General features: G+C 63.7%; 17 protein-coding genes. 11 read left to right on the top strand and 6 right to left on the bottom strand.

The annotated features are described in order from the left end of the window. Window positions 1–20: 20 nt before the first annotated feature. Both ABIB57_RS02830 and ABIB57_RS02835 read right to left on the bottom strand, forming a co-directional pair. Window positions 21–485 carry a group III truncated hemoglobin gene (locus ABIB57_RS02830; RefSeq protein ID WP_354038317.1) on the bottom strand — a complete coding sequence of 155 codons (465 nt, stop codon included), beginning with the start codon at window positions 483–485 and terminating at the stop codon, window positions 21–23. Beyond that, window positions 478–1,086, bottom strand: coding sequence for a helix-turn-helix transcriptional regulator (locus ABIB57_RS02835; RefSeq protein WP_354038318.1), 609 nt, complete (start codon window positions 1,084–1,086; stop codon window positions 478–480). The genes ABIB57_RS02830 and ABIB57_RS02835 overlap by 8 nt, the downstream gene beginning before the upstream one ends. A 157-nt stretch (window positions 1,087–1,243) precedes the next feature. Here ABIB57_RS02835 and ABIB57_RS02840 point away from each other — a divergent pair, with 157 nt between their 5' ends. From ABIB57_RS02840 to ABIB57_RS02850, 3 genes are all read left to right on the top strand, one after another. Next, a complete protein-coding gene (locus ABIB57_RS02840; protein WP_354038319.1) occupies window positions 1,244–1,849 on the top strand; it encodes a superoxide dismutase in 606 nt (201 codons plus the stop codon). 10 nt (window positions 1,850–1,859) lie between these two features. After that, entirely contained in the window at window positions 1,860–2,399 is a 540-nt protein-coding gene (locus tag ABIB57_RS02845; RefSeq protein ID WP_354038320.1) for a flavin reductase family protein, read from the top strand. 70 nt (window positions 2,400–2,469) lie between these two features. Beyond that, window positions 2,470–2,754, top strand: a complete 285-nt coding sequence (locus tag ABIB57_RS02850) for a DUF6894 family protein (RefSeq protein WP_354038321.1) — start codon at window positions 2,470–2,472, stop codon at window positions 2,752–2,754. 291 nt (window positions 2,755–3,045) lie between these two features. Here ABIB57_RS02850 and ABIB57_RS02855 read toward each other — a convergent pair whose 3' ends face one another. The 4 genes from ABIB57_RS02855 to ABIB57_RS02870 are packed head-to-tail and all read right to left on the bottom strand — an operon-like array spanning window position 3,046 to window position 6,819. Beyond that, the gene (locus ABIB57_RS02855) at window positions 3,046–4,074 is read right to left on the bottom strand and encodes a sulfate/molybdate ABC transporter ATP-binding protein (RefSeq protein ID WP_354038322.1); all 1,029 of its coding nucleotides are present in this window, start codon (window positions 4,072–4,074) and stop codon (window positions 3,046–3,048) included. Between the two features lie 47 nt (window positions 4,075–4,121). After that, window positions 4,122–4,994 (bottom strand): sulfate ABC transporter permease subunit CysW, encoded by an 873-nt coding sequence (gene cysW / locus ABIB57_RS02860; RefSeq protein ID WP_299726031.1) that lies wholly within the window; start codon window positions 4,992–4,994, stop codon window positions 4,122–4,124. Next, complete coding sequence (gene cysT, locus ABIB57_RS02865) at window positions 4,984–5,838, bottom strand: sulfate ABC transporter permease subunit CysT (RefSeq protein WP_354038323.1); 855 nt, start codon at window positions 5,836–5,838, stop codon at window positions 4,984–4,986. The genes cysW and cysT overlap by 11 nt, the downstream gene beginning before the upstream one ends. Before the next feature lie 3 nt (window positions 5,839–5,841). Further along, a complete protein-coding gene (locus tag ABIB57_RS02870; protein ID WP_354038755.1) occupies window positions 5,842–6,819 on the bottom strand; it encodes a sulfate ABC transporter substrate-binding protein in 978 nt (325 codons plus the stop codon). A 423-nt stretch (window positions 6,820–7,242) separates the two neighbouring features. Between ABIB57_RS02870 and ABIB57_RS02875 the strand changes: the two genes are divergently transcribed. From ABIB57_RS02875 to ABIB57_RS02910, 8 genes are all read left to right on the top strand, one after another. Next, window positions 7,243–11,910 carry an NAD-glutamate dehydrogenase gene (locus ABIB57_RS02875; protein WP_354038324.1) on the top strand — a complete coding sequence of 1,556 codons (4,668 nt, stop codon included), beginning with the start codon at window positions 7,243–7,245 and terminating at the stop codon, window positions 11,908–11,910. 326 nt (window positions 11,911–12,236) lie between these two features. Beyond that, window positions 12,237–14,306 (top strand): ATP-dependent helicase, encoded by a 2,070-nt coding sequence (locus tag ABIB57_RS02880; protein ID WP_354038325.1) that lies wholly within the window; start codon window positions 12,237–12,239, stop codon window positions 14,304–14,306. 69 nt (window positions 14,307–14,375) lie between these two features. Further along, a complete protein-coding gene (locus ABIB57_RS02885) occupies window positions 14,376–15,350 on the top strand; it encodes a class 1 fructose-bisphosphatase (protein ID WP_354038326.1) in 975 nt (324 codons plus the stop codon). 350 nt (window positions 15,351–15,700) lie between these two features. Then, window positions 15,701–16,963, top strand: a complete 1,263-nt coding sequence (locus ABIB57_RS02890) for an AGE family epimerase/isomerase (protein WP_354038327.1) — start codon at window positions 15,701–15,703, stop codon at window positions 16,961–16,963. A gap of 54 nt (window positions 16,964–17,017) precedes the next feature. Beyond that, on the top strand, window positions 17,018–17,803 hold the full coding sequence (locus ABIB57_RS02895; protein WP_354038328.1) for an SDR family oxidoreductase: 786 nt from the start codon (window positions 17,018–17,020) through the stop codon (window positions 17,801–17,803). Between the two features lie 242 nt (window positions 17,804–18,045). Next, window positions 18,046–18,918: a carboxylating nicotinate-nucleotide diphosphorylase gene (gene nadC / locus ABIB57_RS02900; RefSeq protein WP_354038329.1), complete on the top strand. Its 873-nt coding sequence runs from the start codon at window positions 18,046–18,048 to the stop codon at window positions 18,916–18,918. A 3-nt stretch (window positions 18,919–18,921) separates the two neighbouring features. Continuing rightward, a complete protein-coding gene (cysQ, locus tag ABIB57_RS02905; RefSeq protein ID WP_354038330.1) occupies window positions 18,922–19,761 on the top strand; it encodes a 3'(2'),5'-bisphosphate nucleotidase CysQ in 840 nt (279 codons plus the stop codon). 134 nt (window positions 19,762–19,895) lie between these two features. Further along, window positions 19,896–20,447, top strand: coding sequence for a PadR family transcriptional regulator (locus ABIB57_RS02910; RefSeq protein WP_354038331.1), 552 nt, complete (start codon window positions 19,896–19,898; stop codon window positions 20,445–20,447). Window positions 20,448–20,458 lie beyond the last annotated feature (11 nt).

The following is a 20,458-nucleotide window of genomic DNA, read 5'->3' on the forward strand; positions in this document are numbered from 1 at the left end:
AGGGCTCTTGCCGAAGTGGCCTATTCGCGCGGCAACCGGCCCATGCGGGTCACATCCTCACCGCGCCGCACTGCAATATTGAGTCTGAAACTCTGGCCAACCCTTTCTGAACGCTCGATAAACAGCTCGGCGACATCGGGCGGGCACAGCTCCAGCGCGGTCTGGCGAAACAGCGCCAGCCAGCGCGAGAAATGCGCGTCGGAAAGCTCCGGGATCGCCATGTGCTTGGGCATCGGCCGGCCGCCATAGGTGCCGGTGCCAAGCAGCATGGACGACCAGAAGCTGGTAATCTTGTCGATGTGCTCGGGCCAGTCCGCCTCGGCGATGACGCGGTTGAACACCGGGCCGATCACATCGTCTTTTCGCGCCTTGGCATAAAAACTATCCACCACCGCGCGGACCATGGGCTCGTCCAGCGCCTCGGGAATCTCCCAGCCAGTGCGGGTCAGCCGCGTGCCGACAGGCGGACGCACGGGATCATTCATGCGTGTCGTCCTTGCCCGGCGTGATCGTATAGGCACAGCGGCGCGCGCCCGCGAGCATATGCTCATTGCGGCGCACCTCGGCGCCCAGGACGGTCTGGAACACTTCCAGCTCCGCCCGACAAAAGCCCTGGCAGACAGCGGCGGCCGCGCAGATGGGGCAGTGGTTTTCCATCAGCACTAGCGTGCCGTCCGGCTCCTCGCGCCATTCCGCCATATAGCCTTCGGCAGAGCGGATATCGGCAAGCGCCGCCACCTTGTCGCGCAGGCTAATGCGGTCTTCCATCGCCGCGCCGTAGCTGGCCAGCGTCTGGGTTTCGCGGGCGGCGACGATGGCATCGAGCGCACCCTCCCCCAGCGTATTGCGCACGATATCGAGCATCTGCACCGTCAGCGCCGCATGCGTATCGGGAAACCGCGTCGCTGCCTGCGCCGTCAGCCGCCAAATCTGCAGCGGCCGCCCGACAGGACCGGGCTGATCGCTCGCCGCAACCAGACCGTCTTTGGCGAGTTTGACCAATTGCTGCCGCGCCGCTTCGCCGGTCGTGCCCAGCATCTCGCCAAGCCGTGCCGAAGACAGCGCGCCATGCATTTTCAGGGCCATGAGAATTCGTTCCGCCGGATCGCGTGGCGACCAGGCGGTGTTTTGCATTCCCTGACTTGACTTAGGCGTGTCGATGGTTTTCAAAGCCATGGCTTGGAATTATACGTCCCGGCGGGGAATTGCAAGATTCGCCGCGTAACGAAAAGAGGAGCCCACCATGGCCTTCACCCTTCCGAACCTGACCTACGCGCATTCCGCCCTTGCCGACAAAGGCATGAGCCAGGAAACCCTTGAGCTGCACCACGACAAGCACCACCAAGCTTACGTGACCGCGCTCAACGGCTTCGTGGAAAAGAACCCCGACCTGCAGGGCAAGAGCCTCGAGGAAATCATCGCCTTCGCCAATGGCAAGGCTGATCTGGCGCCCGTGTTCAACAATGCCGGCCAGCATTGGAACCACATCCACTTCTGGAACGCGCTGAGCCCCACCGGTGGCAAGCTGGGCGGTTCGCTCGAAACCAAGATCGTCGCCGATTTCGGCAGTGTCGATGCGTTCAAGGACGCGTTCAAGACCGCCGCGACCACGCAGTTCGGTTCGGGCTGGGCCTGGCTGGTGCTGGCCTCGGATGGCAAGCTCAAGACTGCCAAGACCCCGAACGGCTCCAATCCCCTCGCCACCGGCGAAGGCAAGCCGCTGCTCGGCCTCGACGTGTGGGAGCACAGCTACTACGTCGATTTCCGCAATCGCCGTCCCGACTACGTGACCAACTTCCTCGACAAGCTGGCCAATTACGAATTCGCCGAAGCCAACCTCAAGGCCTAAAGCACAAGTGTTGCCCGAGGATGGTTTCGCGCTGACCGAAATGCGCCTGCGCGAACCGGCCCACCCGCCGGTTCGCCTCGCCGAGTTTCGCGAAACCATGGGGTCGATGGCGGCGACCGTCAGCGTCATCACCACGACCCATGCACGCGAAACCATTGGCAGGACGGTCACCGCCGCCCTGTCGCTGGGCGCCACGCCGCCCTCAGTCCTCGTTTCCATCGACATCACCGCGCGCCTCGCTGATCTCATCCTGATGTCGCGCGGCTTCTCCATGGCCATGCTGGCCCAGGGGCAGGAGCTGATCGGCGATGCCTTTGCGGGCAAGCTGGGCGATGATCGCTTCACCTATGGCGAATGGGGCAATTGGCCGTCGGGCAATCCGATGCTGATGGGCGCCGTCGCCACGCTGGATTGCGAATTGATCGGCAGTATCGAGACCGGCACGCATGTGCTGTTCGCCGGCGCCATCGTGCATAGCGAGATTTCGCCGCAGCTTGAGCCACTGATCTGGCATCGCCACCGCTATCGGACATTGACGGATCAGGTTTGAGGCGAGCACACTGGCCCGGTTGCAACCATCCCTCGCGTTGCGGCTTTCCCTTCCTCCCAGGAAGCTTACCGTGCCGAAATACTATTTCCACTACCGCACCGATGACGGCGTCGTCCGCGACGATAAGGGCGACGAGCTCGAAGACCTCGACGCGGCCGAACGCCACGCCGCCGAACTTGGCCAGGCCATCATCGGCCGCGCGCTGGGCGAAGGCGACGACCCCAAGGCGCCCCGCTCCATCGAGATCACCGACGAGGGCGGCGAAGAACTGCTCTACGTGGTGTTCTGGGCCAGCCCCGAGCCGGTGGACAAGGGCAAGGCTGGGACGGTGGTGGAGCCGGTGACGCTGCACTAGAATCTGGGAACACGAATTATCCCACCCACCGGTCTTCCCGCGGACTTGATCCGCGGGCCTTTGTCCGCTTGTGCCGGGTTGATAGAGGCCCGCGGATCAAGCCGCGGGAAGTATAGAAGGGGGGTTTGGGCCGTCTAGCGGGCCGACAGGCGGCCTTTTTCACCTCTCCCTTGGGGGAGAGGTCGGCGCGCAGCGTCGGGTGAGGGGGCCTTCCCCAAGCACCGAGCCAAGTAAAGGCCCCCTCACCCGACCGAAGACGGTCGACCTCTCCCCCAAAGAGAGAAGTGAGAGCTAAAACAACCGCCAGCGCTTGGGCCTAAACGCCAATCGCGTCTTCTCCCCAGCCGGATGATCGAACGGCAAATCGATCTCGACCTTGTGGCCATCACCACCGATTTCGAGTTCCACCCGGCGCGTGCCGCCGACGCGGCGCGATGATGTCACCACCCCCGCCAGCGATGCCTCGTGCTCGACCAGTTCGACATCATGCGGGCGAAAGAACAGGCGGGCCTCGCCGGTCTTGCTATCAGGCGCGGGCACGCCGATGGCGCGACCGCCGGACCACAGTTCGCCATTCTCCACCGTCACCGGTAGCTCGCTGGATTCCCCGATAAAGCCGAAGACGAACGGCGACGTGGGATTGTCATAGACCGTGTCGGGCGAGCCAACCTGCTCGATCTTGCCCTGGCTCATGACGCAGAGCCGGTCGGCCAGTTCGAGCGCTTCTTCCTGATCATGGGTGACGAACACCGTCGTGTGCCCCGTCCGGTCATGCATTTCACGCAGCCATTTGCGCAGCTCGCGGCGCACTTGGGCGTCGAGCGCGCCGAAGGGTTCGTCAAGCAACAGCACGCCCGGCTCGATCGCCAGGGCCCGCGCCAGCGCCACGCGTTGCCGCTGACCACCCGAAAGCTGGTTCGGATAGCGCTTCTCCAGCCCCGAAAGCTGCACCAGATCGAGCAGTTCCATGGCCCGGCCGCGGATTTCGCCGGACGGCGGCCGCGTGGCGCGCGGGCGCACGCTCAGGCCAAAGGACACGTTTTCCAGAATGGTCATGTGCCGGAACAGCGCATAGTGCTGGAACACGAAGCCGATATTGCGCTCCTGTACGGTCTTTTCCGAGGCGTCGATATCGCCGAAGAACACCTTGCCGTCGGTCGGCGTCTCCAGGCCGGCGATCAGCCGCAGCAGCGTGGTCTTGCCGGAACCGGACGGCCCCAGCAACGCGATCAGCTCGCCCGAATGGATATCGAGCGAGACATCGTGCAGCGCGGGAAATCGGTCGAATTCCTTGCGCACATTGGCAATGCGAACTTGCATATAAAGACTGGTCCCAAGTCTGGTGGCGGCCGTGGCCGCGTGTGCATCTAGTGGCGGCCGGTGGCCGCGAGTTCATCGCCGAAGCGCCATTCCAGAAACGACTTCAGCACCAGTGTCAACAGGGCCAGCATGGCCAAGAGCGACGCCAGAGCAAAGGCGGCGGCGCCATTATACTCATTGTAGAGGATTTCCACCTGCAGCGGGATCGTCGTGGTCTTGCCCCGGATTTTGCCGGAAACCACCGCCACCGCGCCGAACTCGCCCATGGCGCGGGCATTGCACAGCAGCACCCCATAGAGCAGGCCCCAGCGGATATTAGGCACCGTGACGCGCCAGAAGGTCTGCCAGCCGTTGGCGCCGAGCGACAGCGCCGCCTCCTCGTCACCGGTGCCTTGGTCCTGCATCAGCGGGATCAGTTCGCGGGCGACGAAGGGGAAGGTGACGAAGATGGTGGCGAGGATAATGCCCGGCAGCGCGAACAACACCTCGATGCCATAGGATTTGAGCCATGGGCCCAGGAAGCTGCCAGCTCCGAACAGCAGGACATAGACCATGCCCGAAATCACCGGCGACACCGAAAACGGCAGGTCGATCAGCGTGATCAGGAAGGCCTTGCCCTTGAACTCGAATTTGGCAATGGCCCAGGAGGCGCAGACGCCGAAGACGACGTTCAGCGGCACCGCAACCGCCGCCACCAGCAGGGTCAGGCGAATGGCGCTCTGGGCGTCCTTGTTGACCAAGGCCGAAAAATACGCCCCGACGCCCTTGGCAAAGGCTTCGATGAAGACCGACCAGAGCGGCAGGATGAGGAACAGCGCCATGAACAGCAGGCACAGGAAGATCGCGATCACCTGGACCGTCCGGCTTTCGCTGACCGGGGAGGTGTGATGGCGGTGAAGATGTCTGATCTTAGTTGCCATAGCCAAACCTCTTGCGGCTCCAGGCCTGGATCAGGTTGATGAAGAACAGCATCGCGAACGAGATGATGAGCATCACCGCGGCGATCACCGTGGCACCGACATAGTTGAATTCTTGCAGCCGGATATAAATCAGCAGCGGGGCGATTTCCGACACGAAGGGGATATTGCCGGCGATGAAGATCACCGAGCCGTATTCACCGACGCCACGGGCGAAGGCCAGCGCAAACCCGGTCAAGATGGCGGGGGTCAGGCTTGGCAGGATGACGCGTGTAATGGTCTGGAAACGCGTCGCGCCGAGCGTGGCGCTGGCTTCCTCGACCTCGCGGCTGACCTCTTCGAGAATGGGCTGGATGGTGCGCACCACGAACGGCAGGCCAATGAAGATCATGGCGATGACGATGCCGATCGGCGTGTAGGCGATGCGGAACGGAAACCACTGCCCCACGATACCGTTGGGTGCGTAGATGGCGGTCAGCGCAATGCCCGCGACCGCCGTGGGCAGCGCAAACGGCAGGTCGACCACCGCATCGAAAATGCGCCGGCCGGGAAAGCGATAGCGCACCAGCACCCAGGCGATCAGCGTGCCGAAGATGACATTGACGCCGGCAGCGATCAGCGCCGTGACGAAGCTGACCCGCAGGGCGCCAAGCACTCGCGGATCGGTCGCGGCCTTCCAGAACCCGTCAAAGCCGAGCCCGGCACTGCGAATGCCGAGCGCGACCATGGGGATGAACACAATCAGAGAGAAGTAGGCGAGCGTAAAGCCGAGCGTCAAACCGAAACCCGGTATGACGCTCGGCTGTTTCAATCGCCAACCATCCCGTGTCGGGGTGGTTGATGTCATATGCTACTGGCCCGCGACTGGTGTGTAGATCTGGTCGAATATACCACCATCGCCGAAGAATTTGGGCTGGGCTTCTTTCCATCCACCGAAATCCTCGATGGTGGACAGTTTGATGTCCGGGAAGCGCGCAATATCCTCGGGCTTTGCCAGTTCAGGATGGAACGGACGGTAGTAGTTGGCGGCCGCGATGGTCTGGCCTTCGGCCGAATAGAGATACTTCAGATATTCCTCGGCGATATCGCGGGTGCCCTTCTTGTCGACATTGACATCGACCACGGCAACCGGCGGCACGGCCAGGATGGAGAGCGACGGATTGACGATTTCGAAGGCGTCGGGGCCAAGTTCGTCGAGCGCCAGATAGGCTTCGTTTTCCCAGGCCAGCAGCACGTCGCCGATGCCGCGCTGCACGAAAGTGGTGGTCGAACCACGCGCGCCGGTATCGAGCACGGGCACGTGCTTATAGAGACTGGCGACGAATTCCTGCGCCGTGGCATCGCTGCCGCCCGGCTGTGCCTTGGCCCAGGCCCAGGCTGCGAGCAGGTTCCAGCGGGCGCCGCCAGAAGTCTTGGGGTTGGGCGTGATCACCTCGACGCCGTCCTTGACCAGATCGCCCCAGTCCTTGATGGCCTTGGGATTGCCCTTGCGGACCAGGAACACGATTGTGGAGGTGTAAGGCGCGTTGTTGTTTTCGAATGTGCCCTTCCAGTCCTTCTTGATCAGCGCGCCGGGCGAATTGGCAATGGCGTCGATGTCGCTTTCCAGCGCCAGGGTAACGACATCGGCTTCAAGGCCGTCGATCACGGTACGCGCCTGGGCGCCGGAGCCGCCATGGGTGGCTTCAACCGTGATGGTCTCGCCCTTGAGCTCCTGCCAATGCTTGACGAAGGCCTCGTTATAGGCGGCATAGAGCTCGCGGGTGGGGTCGTAGGAGGCGTTGATGATGCTGCGTTCCTGGGCATGCGCCGTGACGGCAAAGCCCATCGACAGCGATGCCGCCAGCGCGACATAGGCGAATATTCTGGTAGCGCTTTTCATATCTATAGCTCCCCATAAACCGATGACTAAACACTACTTGAACAGTGGGGTATTACAAGGCGCAGCCCCTGCCCCAAATCCCCCTCCGCAGAAAATGCTTTGCCAAAAACAGCTCCAGCCGCAGAAAATGATCGCCGCGAGGGCCAATTCGACCATTCCGGCGCAATTTCATTTCAAATCTTAACAGTGGGCTAATTGCCGCCGGCACGGCATTTCCAAACTGGCAACGAGCGGGATCGCGGCCGGTTCCAGATGGCGCGGCGCCGGCCCTGTCATCAGACTATCGACTGAAGTGGCTACCTCACGAAGTCACGCGACATCAGGCGGTCACTGCGCCAAACTCGTCGCAATGATAAGGGGAGAATCACGGTGCAGGCGACTATCCATTCCGTCCGCGATGCGGTGCTGAGCCGCGCCGAGGCGCTGTCCTCCCTTGAGCCGGACTTCGCCCGGTTTCTCAAGACCGCCACACTTGCCAGCGCCGCCGAGGATCTGGCCGGGCTGTCCCCCGATTGGTTCGAGGCCGTGCTGCGGCGCACCTATGCTCATGTCTCCAACTACACCGGTGCCGCCAGCAGCGTCATCCTGACGCCGCCGGAGACCACGTCGGCGCCGCTGGTGATCGATATCATCTCGCCGGACATGCCGTTCATCGTCGATAGCGCACTGGCGGCAGTCCGCGCCGTTGGCGGCACGATCCGGCTGTTCGCCCATCCGGTCATCCACCACGATGGCCGGGCCCTCAGCGTGCTGCACATCCATAGCGATCAGGTCGCCGATCTCGGCGTGATGAAGGCCGAGCTGGACGGCACCATGGCCGATGTCGGCCGCGCCGTCGCCGATTGGCAGAACATGCTGGAGCGCGTTCGCGCCGCCGCCAAGGAACTGAGCGCGTCCCCGGCCAAGACCCGCGACGAGGCGGTGCTGTTCCTCGACTGGCTGGCCGAGAACAATTTCACCTTCCTGGGCGCCCGCCAATATCGCCTTGATGGCGCGCAATTAGCGCCCCTGCCCGAAACCGGCCTCGGCATCATGGCTGACCCGGCGCTCAAAGTGCTGCGCAGTGGCGCCGAATTCGTCGAATCCACCCCCGCCCATGCCGATTTCATGGCCTCGGCCGAGCCGCTGCTGATCACCAAGGCCAATATCCGCGCCCGCGTCCATCGCCGCCAGCATCTCGATTATGTCGGGGTCAAACTCTACGGCGCCGACGGCAAGGCCACCGGCGAACTCCGCATTGTCGGCCTGTTCACCTCCCAAGCCATGGCGACCCCGCACAGCGAAGTGCCGATCATCCGCCGCAAGCTGGGCGAAGTGATGCGCCGCTCCGGCGTCGATCCACAGGGCCATGACGGCCGCGCACTGCTCAGTGCCCTCGACAGCTATCCGCGCGACGAGCTGTTCCAGGTCACCACCGACGAGTTGCTCGAATTCACCACCGCCATTGCCGGGCTCTACGATCGCCCCCGCGTCCGCGTGCTGCCGCGCATCGACCGCTTCGACAATTTCGTCTCCATCCTCGTCTTCGTGCCGCGCGACCGCTATGACAGCGCCGCCCGCTCGCGCATCGCGCAATACCTCGCCCAGCAATATGACGGCCGCATTTCGGCCTATTACCCGCATTTCCCCGAAGGCGACCTAGTGCGCCTGCACGTCATCATCGGCCGTGTGGCCGGGGCGACGCCGCGCCCGAGCCGCGCCGAGCTTGAGACGCGTGTCGAAGAACTGACCGCCACATTTGGCGACATGCTGGTGGCCGCCGCCGCCGATCCGGCCACGGTCAGCGATTATCGCAACGCCTTCTCGCAGGCCTACCAGTCCCGCCACGGCAGCGCCGAGGCGCTCGAAGACATCGCGATCCTGCGCACCCTCGCCGATGGCGCCCGCATCGCCATCAAGCTGCACAACCGCACCGGCGGCGACGGCGCGCTCGGCCTCAAATTCTACCACCACGGCAGCGCCATCCCGCTCAGCGATCGCGTCCCCATGCTCGAGGCCTTTGGCTTCCGCGTCATCGACGAGCGCACCTATACGCTCACCCCGCGCGACGGCACCGAGCGCTACATCCACGATCTCGTGCTCGCCCGTGCCGATGGCAAGACCTTCGACATGGCCGCGCTCGGCCCCGCCGTCGAAACCGGTCTGCTCGCCGTCTGGGAGGGCCGCGCCGAAAGCGACGGCCTCAACGCGCTGGTGCTGACCGCGGGCCTGGGCTGGCACGATGCCGCCCTGCTCCGCGCCCTGTCGCGTTACCTGCGCCAGATCGGCATTTCCTACTCGCAGCGCTATATCGCTCAGGTGCTGGTGACGCAGTCATCCGCCGCCGCCGCGCTCATCGCCCTGTTCGATGCCCGCCTCAATCCGGGCCAGACCGGCGATGCCGACGCCGCCCGCGCCGAGATCGATACCGCCCTCGAAGCCATGGCGTCGCTCGATGAAGACACCATCATCCGCCGCTTTCTCAACCTCGTGGAAAGCGCGCTGCGCACCAATATCTGGCAGCGCGACGCCGAGGGGAGCGCCCGACCGGCCCTCTCGATCAAGTTCGACAGCGCCAAGGTCGACGCCATGGTCGCCCCGCGCCCGTTCCGCGAAATCTTTGTCTATTCGCCGCGCGTCGAGGGCATTCACATGCGCTTCGGCGCCATCGCCCGCGGCGGCATCCGCTGGTCGGATCGGCCCGAGGATTTCCGCACCGAAGTGCTGGGCCTGGTCAAGGCGCAGCAGGTCAAGAATGCCGTCATCGTGCCGGTCGGCGCCAAAGGCGGCTTCGTGCCCAAGCACCTGGTTGCGGGCATGGCCCGGGAGGCGTTCGCCGCCGAGGGCGTCGCCAGCTACAAGATTTTCATCGGCGCCCTGCTCGATATCACCGACAATCTGGTCGGCAATGATGTGGTGCCGCCCCAAGACACCGTGCGCGTGGACGGCAACGATCCCTATCTCGTCGTCGCCGCTGACAAGGGCACCGCCAGCTTCTCCAACACCGCCAATGCCATCGCCGTCGAGCGCGGCTACTGGCTCGGCGATGCCTTTGCATCAGGCGGCTCGGCCGGCTACGACCACAAGGAAATGGGCATCACCGCGCGCGGCGGCTGGGAAGCGGTCAAGCGCCACTTCCGCGAAATGGATCGCGACACCCAGAATCAGCCCTTCACCGTCGTCGGCGTCGGCGACATGAGCGGCGACGTGTTCGGCAATGGCATGCTGCTGTCGCCCGAAATCCGCCTGCTGGCGGCCTTCGATCACCGCGATATCTTCATCGATCCCAATCCCGACCTCGTGGCGAGCATGGCCGAACGCCATCGGCTGTTCGAGCTGCCCCGTTCCAGCTGGCAGGATTACAAGGCGCCGATTTCCGAAGGCGGCGGGATTTTCCCGCGCAGCCTCAAGTCTATTCCGCTCAGCCCGCAAATGCAGTCCCTGCTCGGTCTGGCCGGTGCCCACGCCACACCCGCTGAGGTCATCTCTGCCATTCTCAAGGCTGATGTGGACCTGCTGTGGTTCGGCGGCATCGGCACTTATGTGCGCGCCAGCAGCGAGTCCAATCTCTCAGTGGGCGACCGCGCCAATGATGCAGTTCGCGTCGCCGCCAGCCAGCTCCGCGCCAAGGTTGTCGGCGAAGGCGCCAATCTCGGCACCACCCAGCTGGCCCGCGTCGAATATGCGCTGGCCGGTGGCCGCATCAATTCGGACGCCATCGACAATTCGGCCGGCGTGAATTCTTCCGACCTTGAGGTCAACATCAAGATCGCCCTTCAGCCCCTCCTGGCCGACGGCACCTTCACGCAAGAACAGCGCAATGCCTTCCTCGCCTCGATGACCGAGGAAGTCGCCGCCCTTTGCCTGCGTAACAACTACCTGCAACCGCTGGCCATCTCGCTGGCCGAACGCGCCGGCCTCGCCGAATTGCCGGACCATCGCGAATTGATGGCCCGTCTCGAAGCGCGTGGCCTGCTCGACCGCGCCGTCGAATTCCTGCCCACCGACGCCGCGCTCGATGCCCGCGCCGCCAATGGCAAGGCCCTGACCCGGCCCGAGCTGGCGGTCCTCCTCGCCTATGCCAAGCTGACGCTCTATGCCGACCTGCTCAACGATGGCGAGCTGGACGACGCCTATCTGGCGGGCGAGTTATTCCGCTATTTCCCCGAAACGCTGCACAAAACCTATCCGCACGCAGTCGAAACCCATCGCCTGCGCCGCGAAGTCATCGCCACGGTGCTGGCCAATGCCATGATCAACCGCGGCGGCCCCGCCTTTGTCACCGAGCTTACCTCAGCCACCAGCGCCAGCGCCGGCGAAATCGCCCTGGCCTATGCCGCCACCCGCGATATCTATGGCCTGACCGAGATCAACACCGCGATCGACAGTCTCGATGGCGCGGTGGGCGGCGAAGTCCAGCTCTCGCTCTACGCCGCCGTCGAAGCGCTGTTGCGGCAGGAAACCCTCTGGTTCCTGCGCAACGCCGATGTCACCAAGGGCCTCGCCGCGCTGGTCTCGCGCCATGCCGATGCCGTCGCCAGTCTCAAGACCCTGCTGGCCACCGCCCTGCCCGCACCGTTGGCTACCGCCGTCGGCAACACCGCGCAGGCTTTGGTGAACAGCGGTGTCCCCGCCGCCATCGCCCAGCGCATCGCCGAACTCGGCGTGCTGTCCTTCGCCAGTGATATCGCCCTGGTCAGCGAGCGCAGCAATGTCCCGGTCGCCGACGCCGCCGAAGCCTTCTTCGCCGTGCTGGCGCAATTCTCGCTCTGGCCGGTCATCGAGCAGGGCCGGACTTTGGTGCTGTCCGACCGTTTCGAACGTATGGCGCTGGATCGCGCTCTGGCCAACCTGCTGCGCGCGCAGCGCGACCTCACCGCCGACGTATTGGCCGCCGGCAAGGGGAGCATCGCCGAGCGGATTGCAGCGTGGAAGGCTAGCACCCCAGCCGTCGACCGCTCGGCACAATCGGTCGGCGAGCTGACGCAAGGCACACTGACGGTATCGCGGCTGTCCGTGGCTGCGGGTCTCCTTGCGGACATTGCGCAGGCCTCGTAACGAACGCCGAATGAGCCTCCCTCCCCCTGGTGGGGAGGGAATGAGGGTGGGGGGACGGACGAAATGCGTCAGTCGACACCTCCCCCTCAAGGGGGAGGATCAAGGTGGGGGTGTGCGGGCCGCGATATCGGGGCCAAACCTCACCCCCACCCAACCTCCCACTCGAGGGGGAGGCGTCGATCGTGGAGGTGCAATATGCAGTGCAAACCGGTACATGACATCCATGGTCGACAGCGAAAGTGCTGCCGCTCCCCTGCACCCTTTCACCCATTGCGAACAAAACGGGAATAGTCTCATCTGGCCTCTTGCACCCACAGGTCCGATTCGTGCTCGCCAGTCCTGCCTATCTCGATAAGCTCAACCCCGAGCAGCGCCGCGCGGTCGAGCATGGTATTGGCAACCCGACGCCCGGCCCCCTGCTGGTCATCGCTGGCGCCGGTTCCGGCAAAACCAACACCCTGGCCCACCGCGTGGCCCATCTGATCGTCAGTGGCGCCGATCCGCGCCGTATCCTGTTGATGACTTTCTCGCGCCGCGCCGCCAGCGAGATGCGTCGCCGCGTCGAACGTATCGCCGCGCAGGTGATGGGCTCAGGCTCGGGCGTGATGACCGACGCACTGAGCTGGGCTGGCACGTTCCACGCCATCGGCGCCCGCATCCTGCGCGAGCACGCCACCGAAATCGGGCTCACCCCCGATTTCACCATCCATGACCGCGAAGATTCCGCCGACCTGATGAACCTGGTCCGCCACGAACTCGGCCTGACCGATGCCAAGAGCCGCTTCCCCACCAAGGGCACCTGCATCACCATCTATTCGCGCGTGGTCAATGCCCAAGGCGATCTCGATGAGGTGCTGAAAACCACATTCCCATGGTGCGCCATGTGGGGCGATCAGTTGCGCGCTTTGTTCGGCGCCTATGTGGAGGCAAAACAGCGCCAGAACGTGCTCGATTACGACGACCTGCTGCTCTATTGGGCGATGATGATGGCCAATGCCGACATTGCCACCAGTATTTCCGGCAAGTTCGACCACGTTCTGGTCGATGAATACCAGGATACCAACCGGCTACAGTCCTCGGTGCTGCTTGCCCTCAAGCCGCAGGGCCACGGCCTGACCGTCGTCGGTGACGATGCCCAGTCGATCTATTCGTTCCGCGCCGCCACCGTGCGCAACATCCTCGATTTCCCCATGGCGTTCACGCCCCCCGCCGATATCGTCACGCTGGACCGCAATTATCGCTCGACCCAACCCATACTCGCCGCTGCCAATGCGGTGATCGATCTCGCCAGCGAGCGCTTCACCAAGAACCTGTGGACCGATCGCCAATCCAGCGCCAAGCCCTATCTGGTCACGGTGCGCGACGAAGCCGATCAGGCGCGTTATGTGGTCACCCGTATTCTCGAAGCCCGCGAAGGTGGCGCGACGCTGAAGTCGCAGGCCGTGCTGTTCCGCACCTCGAGCCATTCCGGACCGCTCGAGATCGAGCTGACGCGGCGCAATATTCCCTTCGTCAAATTCGGCGGTCTCAAATTCCTCGACGCCGCCCACATCAAGGACCTGCTGGCGATCCTGCGCTGGGCCGAAAACCCGCGCGACCGGGTCGCCGGCTTCCGCGTGCTGCAATTGCTGCCGGGCATCGGCCCCGGCACCGCCGGCCGCGTCCTCGATGCCATGGCGACCGGCGCCGATCCGATCTGGGCCTTGGGCGAAATCCCCACGCCCCCGCGCGCCGAGGAGGGCTGGACCGAACTTGTCGAACTGATGCGCCGCCTTTCCAAGCGCGACACGGGCTGGCCGGTGGAACTGGGCTATGCCCGCCTCTGGTATGAGCCGCTCCTGGAGCGCGCCTATGAGGATGCCGTGATCCGTCAGGCCGATATCCTGCAGCTCGAACAGATCGCCGCCGGCTATGCGTCGCGGGAAAAATTCCTGACCGAGCTGACACTCGATCCGCCCGATGCGACCTCCGACCAGGCCGGCGTTCCGTCGCTCGACGAAGATTACCTGATCCTCTCCACCATCCACTCCTCCAAAGGGCAGGAGTGGAAATCGGTGCACGTCCTCAATGTCGTGGATGGCGCCATTCCTTCTGACCTCGGCACCGGCTCGACCCATGAGCTGGAGGAGGAGCGCCGCCTGCTCTACGTGGCGATGACCCGCGCCATGGACGAGCTGCACCTGATCGTGCCCCAGCGCTTCTTCGTCACCCAGCAGGCCAAGCATGGCGACCGCCACATCTATGCCCAGCGCACCCGCTTCATCCCGCGCGTCATGACGGCGCTGTTCGAGGACATCTTCTGGCCCGCGGTGACGCCGGCCTCGATTTCCGGCATCTCGCCGCAGCCAGCCCGAATCGATATCGGCGCGCAGCTCCGCACCATGTGGGCCAAGTAGGCGAAAGTCGGCCTTGCCAGCGCCGCGATGATCGCGACACTGGCGCCATCTTTCCCCGCGAGTACTTTCATGACCCAGCCCCTGCACCACTGGCTCGCCGCCGCTGTCGCCAATGACGGCGTGGACCTCAAGCTATCCGGCGTGCTGGAAACCATTGCCGCCGCCTGCGCCGAATTGGCCGGGGTATTGCGGCTGGCGCCCATCGCGGGCCAGACCGGGCTCGCCGGCCACACCAATGTGCAGGGCGAGGCGCAAAAAGAACTCGATGTCATTTCAAACGACATATTCATCAAGCACTTGCGCAAAAATGCCGATATTTCGATTCTGGTCTCCGAAGAGCTGGATGAAGCCCTTCACCTGGAGAATCACGGCGCCTTCGCCGTCGCCTGCGACCCGTTGGACGGCTCTTCGAATCTCGACGTAAACGTCACTGTCGGCTCAATTTTTTCCATCCTCGCCGTCGATCCCGGCAGTCCCGACCTACTCCAGCCCGGCACCAAACAGCTTGCCGCCGGCTATGCGGCTTATGGCCCGTCCACCAGCCTGGTTTTGACCTTCGGCACCGCCGTCGTCTGCTTCACGCTGGATGAAAACGGCCAGTTCGTGCTGTCGCAGGACAACATTACCGTCCCCGCCGCCTCCGGCGAATTTGCCATCAACACTGCCCGCGAACGGTTTTGGGATGAGGCCACAAAGGCCTATGTCAGCCAGAACGTCGCCGGCGAAACCGGCCCCGCGGGCAAGCGCTACAACATGCGCTGGATCGGCTCGATGGTCGCCGATATTCACCGCATCCTCATGCGCGGCGGCATTTTCCTGTACCCCCTCGATAGCGAGACCACCGACAAGGGCGGCCGCCTGCGCCTGCTCTACGAGGCCAATCCGATGGCCCTGATCATGGAGGCCGCTGGTGGCGGCGCCACCACCGGCCACGGCCGCATTCTCGAGGTTCAGCCCAAGGCGATCCACCAGCGCATCCCCGTGATCGTCGGCTCCAAGGATGAGGTCGAGCGGGTCAACGCGCTTTATTCGCATCAAGGATAGTCTCCTTCCCGGCCCACGCACTGTCCCACTGGACCACCGTCCCTCCCCACCCTCCGTCCTTCCCGCGGGCTTGACCCGCGGGTCACTCTCGACCCGGCACATGCGGCGAGCGGCCCGCGGACCAAGTCCGCGGGAAGTGCGGCGGTTGGGGGAAGCGAAGCGCAGCGAATGGGAAAGGCAACGCGGTGGGTGCGGGAAACGAAATGCGGTGGTTGTGGGAAGCCCGGTGGATGGGGAAAACACGGTGCGTGCAAGCGCGAGCAACGAACCTAAATTGCAACGTTGCGACGCGCCCCTTATAACCGAAGTCAAAACAGGGATCGGCGGCTCTTCGCCGATCGGGAGCCATAATGACCAACGAGATATTTCCGCTGCCCGCCACCAATTCCAGCCCATGGAGTGCCCGCCCATTCCATCGTCAATTCCTTGCGCGACAAGCCAATCGGCTGTTCGATTTCTTTCAGAAGGCGTCGATCAATCCCAAGGGCGGCTTTCACGAATTGGATGATGACGGCCACGCGCTCAATACCGACAACGATATCCGCCAGATTCATGTGACCGCCCGCATGGTGCATTGCTTCGCCATTGGCAGCCTGATCGGCCGGCCGGGCTCGGACGAGATCGTCGATCACGGCATGCGCGACCTGTGGGACAAGCACCGCGACGCCAAATATGGCGGCTACGTTTGGGGCCACGACGACAGCGGCTTCACCGACGACAAGAAGCAGGCCTATGGCCACGCCTTCGTGCTGCTCGCTGCCTCGAGCGCCAAGCTCGCGGGCCATCCGCTGGCCGACCAGATGATCGCCGACGTGACCAAGGTCATCAATGAGCGGTTCTGGGACGAGAAGATCGGCGCGGTATCTGAGGAATACAACCGAGATTGGTCGCCGATCAGCGACTATCGCGGCCAGAATTCCAACATGCACATGACCGAAGCGCTGATGGCCGCCTATGAGGCGACCGGCGACAAGGCCTATCTGGCCAAGGCCGAGCGCATCGCGGCGCACATTATCGGCAAAAATGCCGTCCCGCGTGGCCACCGCGTCGCCGAGCATTTCAACGACAAGTGGGAGTTGGACAAGAATTACCTCGGCTCCGAGATGTTCCGCCCGGCCGGCACGACTCCGGGTCACTGGCTGGAATGGTCGCGACTGCTGTTCCAGCTTTGGCTGATGACTGAGAAGCAATATTCCTGGCTACCCGACGCGGCTCGCAACCTGTTCCGCCAAGCTGTGGCGCTGGGCTGGGATACCCAGCATGGCGGGTTTTTCTATAACCTGGATTGGGACGACAAGCCGCTGATGCGCGAAAAGCTGTGGTGGCCGGTCAGCGAGGCGATCGGCGCGGCGGCGTTCCTGGCCGATCATGACCGCGATCCGTATTTCCAGGTCTGGTATCGCCGCCTTTGGGATTTTGCCGCCAACCACCTGATCGATCATGTACGCGGCGGCTGGCGCTCCGAGCTGGCCGAGGACCTGACGCCCGCGTCGCGCCTGTTCACCGGCAAGCCCGACATCTACCACGCGCTGCAGGCCTGCCTGATCCCGCTCTATCCGACCACGGCCGGACTGACCTCGGCGATCATCGAAGCCGATCACTCCAAGCACTGAGCCCGTGCCACGTTTCCGGCGCTCACGCGTTGAGTGTCGGAAACGGAGAGCACAATGACCGATCTGACAGGCAAAGTAGCGCTGGTGACCGGCGCGGGTTCGGGCATCGGCAAGGCCGCGGCCCTGACCCTGGGCAAAGCCGGCGCCAATGTGGTGGTGATGAGCCGTACCGCCTCCGAAGTCGACCAGACCGCCAGCGAAATACGCAGTGCCGGCGGCGAGTCGCTGGCGCTAAGCGCCGATACGTCGGACGACGCTGCGATGGGCGAACTGATCAATCGCACCGTCAGCCATTACGGTCGCCTCGACATCGTGGTCGTCAATGCGGGCATCAATGGCGTCTGGGCGCCGATCGAAAGCCTCAAGCCCGAGGAATGGGACAAAACCATCGCGGTCAACCTGCGCGGCACCTACCTGACCATTCATCACGCCGTGCCGCATCTGGTGCGCGCTGGCGGCGGCTCGATCATCGTGGTGTCCTCGATCAATGGCACGCGCACCTTCACCACGCCGGGCGCCAGCGCCTATTCGGTCACCAAGGCCGGTCAGTTGGCGCTGGTACAACAACTAGCGCTGGAGCTGGGCGACCGCAAAATCCGCATCAACGCGCTATGTCCCGGCGCGATCGAGTCGGAGATTTCCGACAATACCGAGCAGCGCGGCAAAGAGCTCACCGAAGTGCCGGTGGAATTTCCCGACGGGGATATTCCGCTGACGGACGGAGCGAAGGGCAAGGCGCAGGATGTTGCCGACGCGGTGTTGTTTCTGGCGTCGAACGCCTCGCGTCATATTACCGGAACGCCGATCTGGATCGATGGCGGGCAGAGTTTGCTGCGCTAGGTTTCCGGACGCGCCTTAAACCACGGCGTCATTCCCGCGAAAGCGGTACCCCTTCTGTCTGCAAACATCCAGTAAGAGTGGGTTCCCGCTTTCGCGGGAATGACCCTGCGGAGAACAATGTCGCTCGTGGCTGAAGCAGTGTGGCTTCGGGCGAAGTTCGGTCCAGTCAACCTCAATCCTCCTCGCCAGTTGCAACCGACCCTTGCCGCGCGTACATCAGCGGCGTGTTCCCGAGAATTGCCATGCCCCGCCCGACCAGCTTTCCTGCCCAACTTCCCCACCTCCTGGTGGAGCGTGCCGTTACGGCGGCGCTGGACGAGGATCTGGGTCTGGCCGGCGACCTGACCAGCCAGGCGACGCTTTCACTCAGCGCCACCGCCACCGCAATACTGTCGGCCCGTGAACCCGGCATCATTGCGGGCCTCGACCTGGCCGCTGCCGCCTTCCGGCTGGTGGGCGCGGGCGTCACCTTCACGGCGCAAGTCACCGATGGGTCGCGCATCGCTGCCGGCGGCGTGGTCGCCACGGTGGCTGGCCCTGCCCGCCTGGTGATGTCGGCCGAGCGCGTGGCGCTGAATTTCCTCAACCATCTCAGCGGCATCGCCACGCTGACGCGGACCTATGCGGACGCCGTCGAGGGCACCAATGCCCGCATCTGCGACACGCGGAAAACCATTCCCGGCATGCGGGCATTCCAGAAATACGCCGTGCGTTGCGGCGGCGGCTCCAATCACCGCTACTCGCTCGACGACGCTATCCTGATCAAGGACAACCACATCGCCGTCGCCGGCAGCGTCACCGCCGCCTATCAGGCGGCTGCCACGTTTGCGGGCCATCTCGTCGCCATCGAGATCGAGGTCACGTCGCTGGCCGAACTTGACGAGGCGCTTGCTGCCGGCGCTCGCATCGTGCTGCTCGACAATATGGACAATGCCACATTGGCCGACGCCGTCGCCCTTAATGCCGGCCGCGCCCGCCTGGAAGCTTCCGGCAACGTCAAGCTCGACCGGGTGCGCTCGATTGCCGAGACCGGCGTCGATTTCATCTCCACCAGCCAGATCACCATGGGTGCCAAGCCACTCGATCTGGGCCTCGATGTGACGATCGGGGGCTGAGCCATGACCACTTTGACCGCCCCCGCCCAAGCCGCCACCACGCGAGAGCTGACCGATCTGTGCCTTGCTGCCTCGATCGCTGCGGCCCGGGTCATCACCGACGTCTATGCGCGACCCTTCGCGGCAGTCGACAAGGCCGATGGTTCCCCGGTCACCGAGGCCGATGCGGCCGCCGAAGCGGTGATCCTCGATTACCTGCGCGCCACCGGCATTCCGGTGCTGGCCGAGGAAAGCGCCGCCGCCGGGCATATCCCGATCCTGGGCGAGCGCTATTTCGTGGTCGATCCGCTCGATGGCACCAAGGAATTCATCAAGCGCAATGGCGAGTTCACCGTCAATATCGCGTTGGTCGAGCATGGCGTGCCAGTGCTCGGCGTGGTGCTGGCGCCAACGACTGGCGCGGCCTTTGTGGGGGACCGGCACGGCGCCTATGAATGCAACGCCCTGAGCGGCATAGCCGTGGAAAAGCACGCCATTTCGACGCGCTCCGCCGATCCGCTGCGCATCGTGGCCAGCCGCTCGCACGGTCATGCGGCGCTCGCGGCGCTGTGCGACACGATGCAGATCGGCAGCGATGTTTCGGTCGGCTCCTCGCTCAAATTTTGCCTGCTGGCCCGGGGCGATGCCCAACTGTATCCGCGGTTTACCCCTACATGCGAGTGGGATACGGCGGCCGGACAGGCCGTTCTGGAAGCAGCGGGCGGTGCCGTTTTGACGCTTGACGGTCAGAGGCTCACTTACGGCAAGTCGATGACGCGCTTCCTCAACCCGTATTTCGTGGCCGCATCGAGCCGCGATCTGGCCGCTCGGGCGGCGCTGGAAATGCAGGCGCTGGTCGGTTAAACGGCAGCGTTTCTGCAACACTCGCTTAACCGATGTCCTTTACACGCATGGCTCACACGCTTGCGCGATGGGTATCCAACATATACAGAACGAGCATATAACGGCCCGGCATATGTCTGGCGGAGTGCTGCTGTATGAATGTCAGAACGGTTTGCCTGTCTATCCTACATGATGGCGACGCCACGGGATACGAAATCCGGCGGTTGTGTGTCGAGGGCGAGTGCTCGTATTTCGTCGAGGCCAGTTTCGGCTCGATCTATCCCGCGCTGGCCAAGCTCGAGGATGACGGCCTTGTCAGCAGCCATGTCGAGCAGCAGGACGGCAAGCCGTCGAAAAAAATCTATTCCATCACCGAGGCCGGCCGCACCGCGTTTACGCAGGCGCTGTTCGAACCTCTGGGCGAAGAAGTGTTCCGCAGTCCCTTCCTGCTGTTTGCGCGTTTCGCGCATCTGTTGCCGGCGGGACTGGTCGAAGATCGGTTGCATGAACAACTGCAACGGACCCTCGATTCCAAGAAAAAACTCAACGACGTGCTGAACGACGAGACGGTCAGTGCATCGGACAGGTGGGTTATCAACTACGGATTGTCGATTATGGAGGTTGCGGAACGTCATATGCGCAACCACATGACTGACTTGATCACATTAGCGCGAGCCGAACCGGCAAAAAAAGACGCGGCTGAATAAGGGGCGAATTG

This window comes from Devosia sp. UYZn731, assembly GCF_040546795.1.
Classification (GTDB): domain Bacteria; phylum Pseudomonadota; class Alphaproteobacteria; order Rhizobiales; family Devosiaceae; genus Devosia.

Excerpts from the sequence above, each read along its gene's own strand:
- cysT (WP_354038323.1), bottom strand. The coding sequence starts at position 5,838 with ATGACATCAACCACCCCGACACGGGATGGTTGGCGATTGAAACAGCCG.
- ABIB57_RS02870 (WP_354038755.1), bottom strand. The coding sequence starts at position 6,819 with ATGGGCTTTGCCGTCACGGCGCATGCCCAGGAACGCAGCATCATCAAC.
- nadC (WP_354038329.1), top strand. The coding sequence starts at position 18,046 with ATGCCCCGCCCGACCAGCTTTCCTGCCCAACTTCCCCACCTCCTGGTG.
- ABIB57_RS02835 (WP_354038318.1), bottom strand. The coding sequence starts at position 1,086 with ATGGCCCTGAAAATGCATGGCGCGCTGTCTTCGGCACGGCTTGGCGAG.
- ABIB57_RS02895 (WP_354038328.1), top strand. The coding sequence starts at position 17,018 with ATGACCGATCTGACAGGCAAAGTAGCGCTGGTGACCGGCGCGGGTTCG.
- ABIB57_RS02855 (WP_354038322.1), bottom strand. The coding sequence starts at position 4,074 with ATGCAAGTTCGCATTGCCAATGTGCGCAAGGAATTCGACCGATTTCCC.
- ABIB57_RS02830 (WP_354038317.1), bottom strand. The coding sequence starts at position 485 with ATGAATGATCCCGTGCGTCCGCCTGTCGGCACGCGGCTGACCCGCACT.
- ABIB57_RS02890 (WP_354038327.1), top strand. The coding sequence starts at position 15,701 with ATGACCAACGAGATATTTCCGCTGCCCGCCACCAATTCCAGCCCATGG.
- ABIB57_RS02840 (WP_354038319.1), top strand. The coding sequence starts at position 1,244 with ATGGCCTTCACCCTTCCGAACCTGACCTACGCGCATTCCGCCCTTGCC.
- ABIB57_RS02910 (WP_354038331.1), top strand. The coding sequence starts at position 19,896 with ATGAATGTCAGAACGGTTTGCCTGTCTATCCTACATGATGGCGACGCC.
- ABIB57_RS02885 (WP_354038326.1), top strand. The coding sequence starts at position 14,376 with ATGACCCAGCCCCTGCACCACTGGCTCGCCGCCGCTGTCGCCAATGAC.
- cysW (WP_299726031.1), bottom strand. The coding sequence starts at position 4,994 with ATGGCAACTAAGATCAGACATCTTCACCGCCATCACACCTCCCCGGTC.
- cysQ (WP_354038330.1), top strand. The coding sequence starts at position 18,922 with ATGACCACTTTGACCGCCCCCGCCCAAGCCGCCACCACGCGAGAGCTG.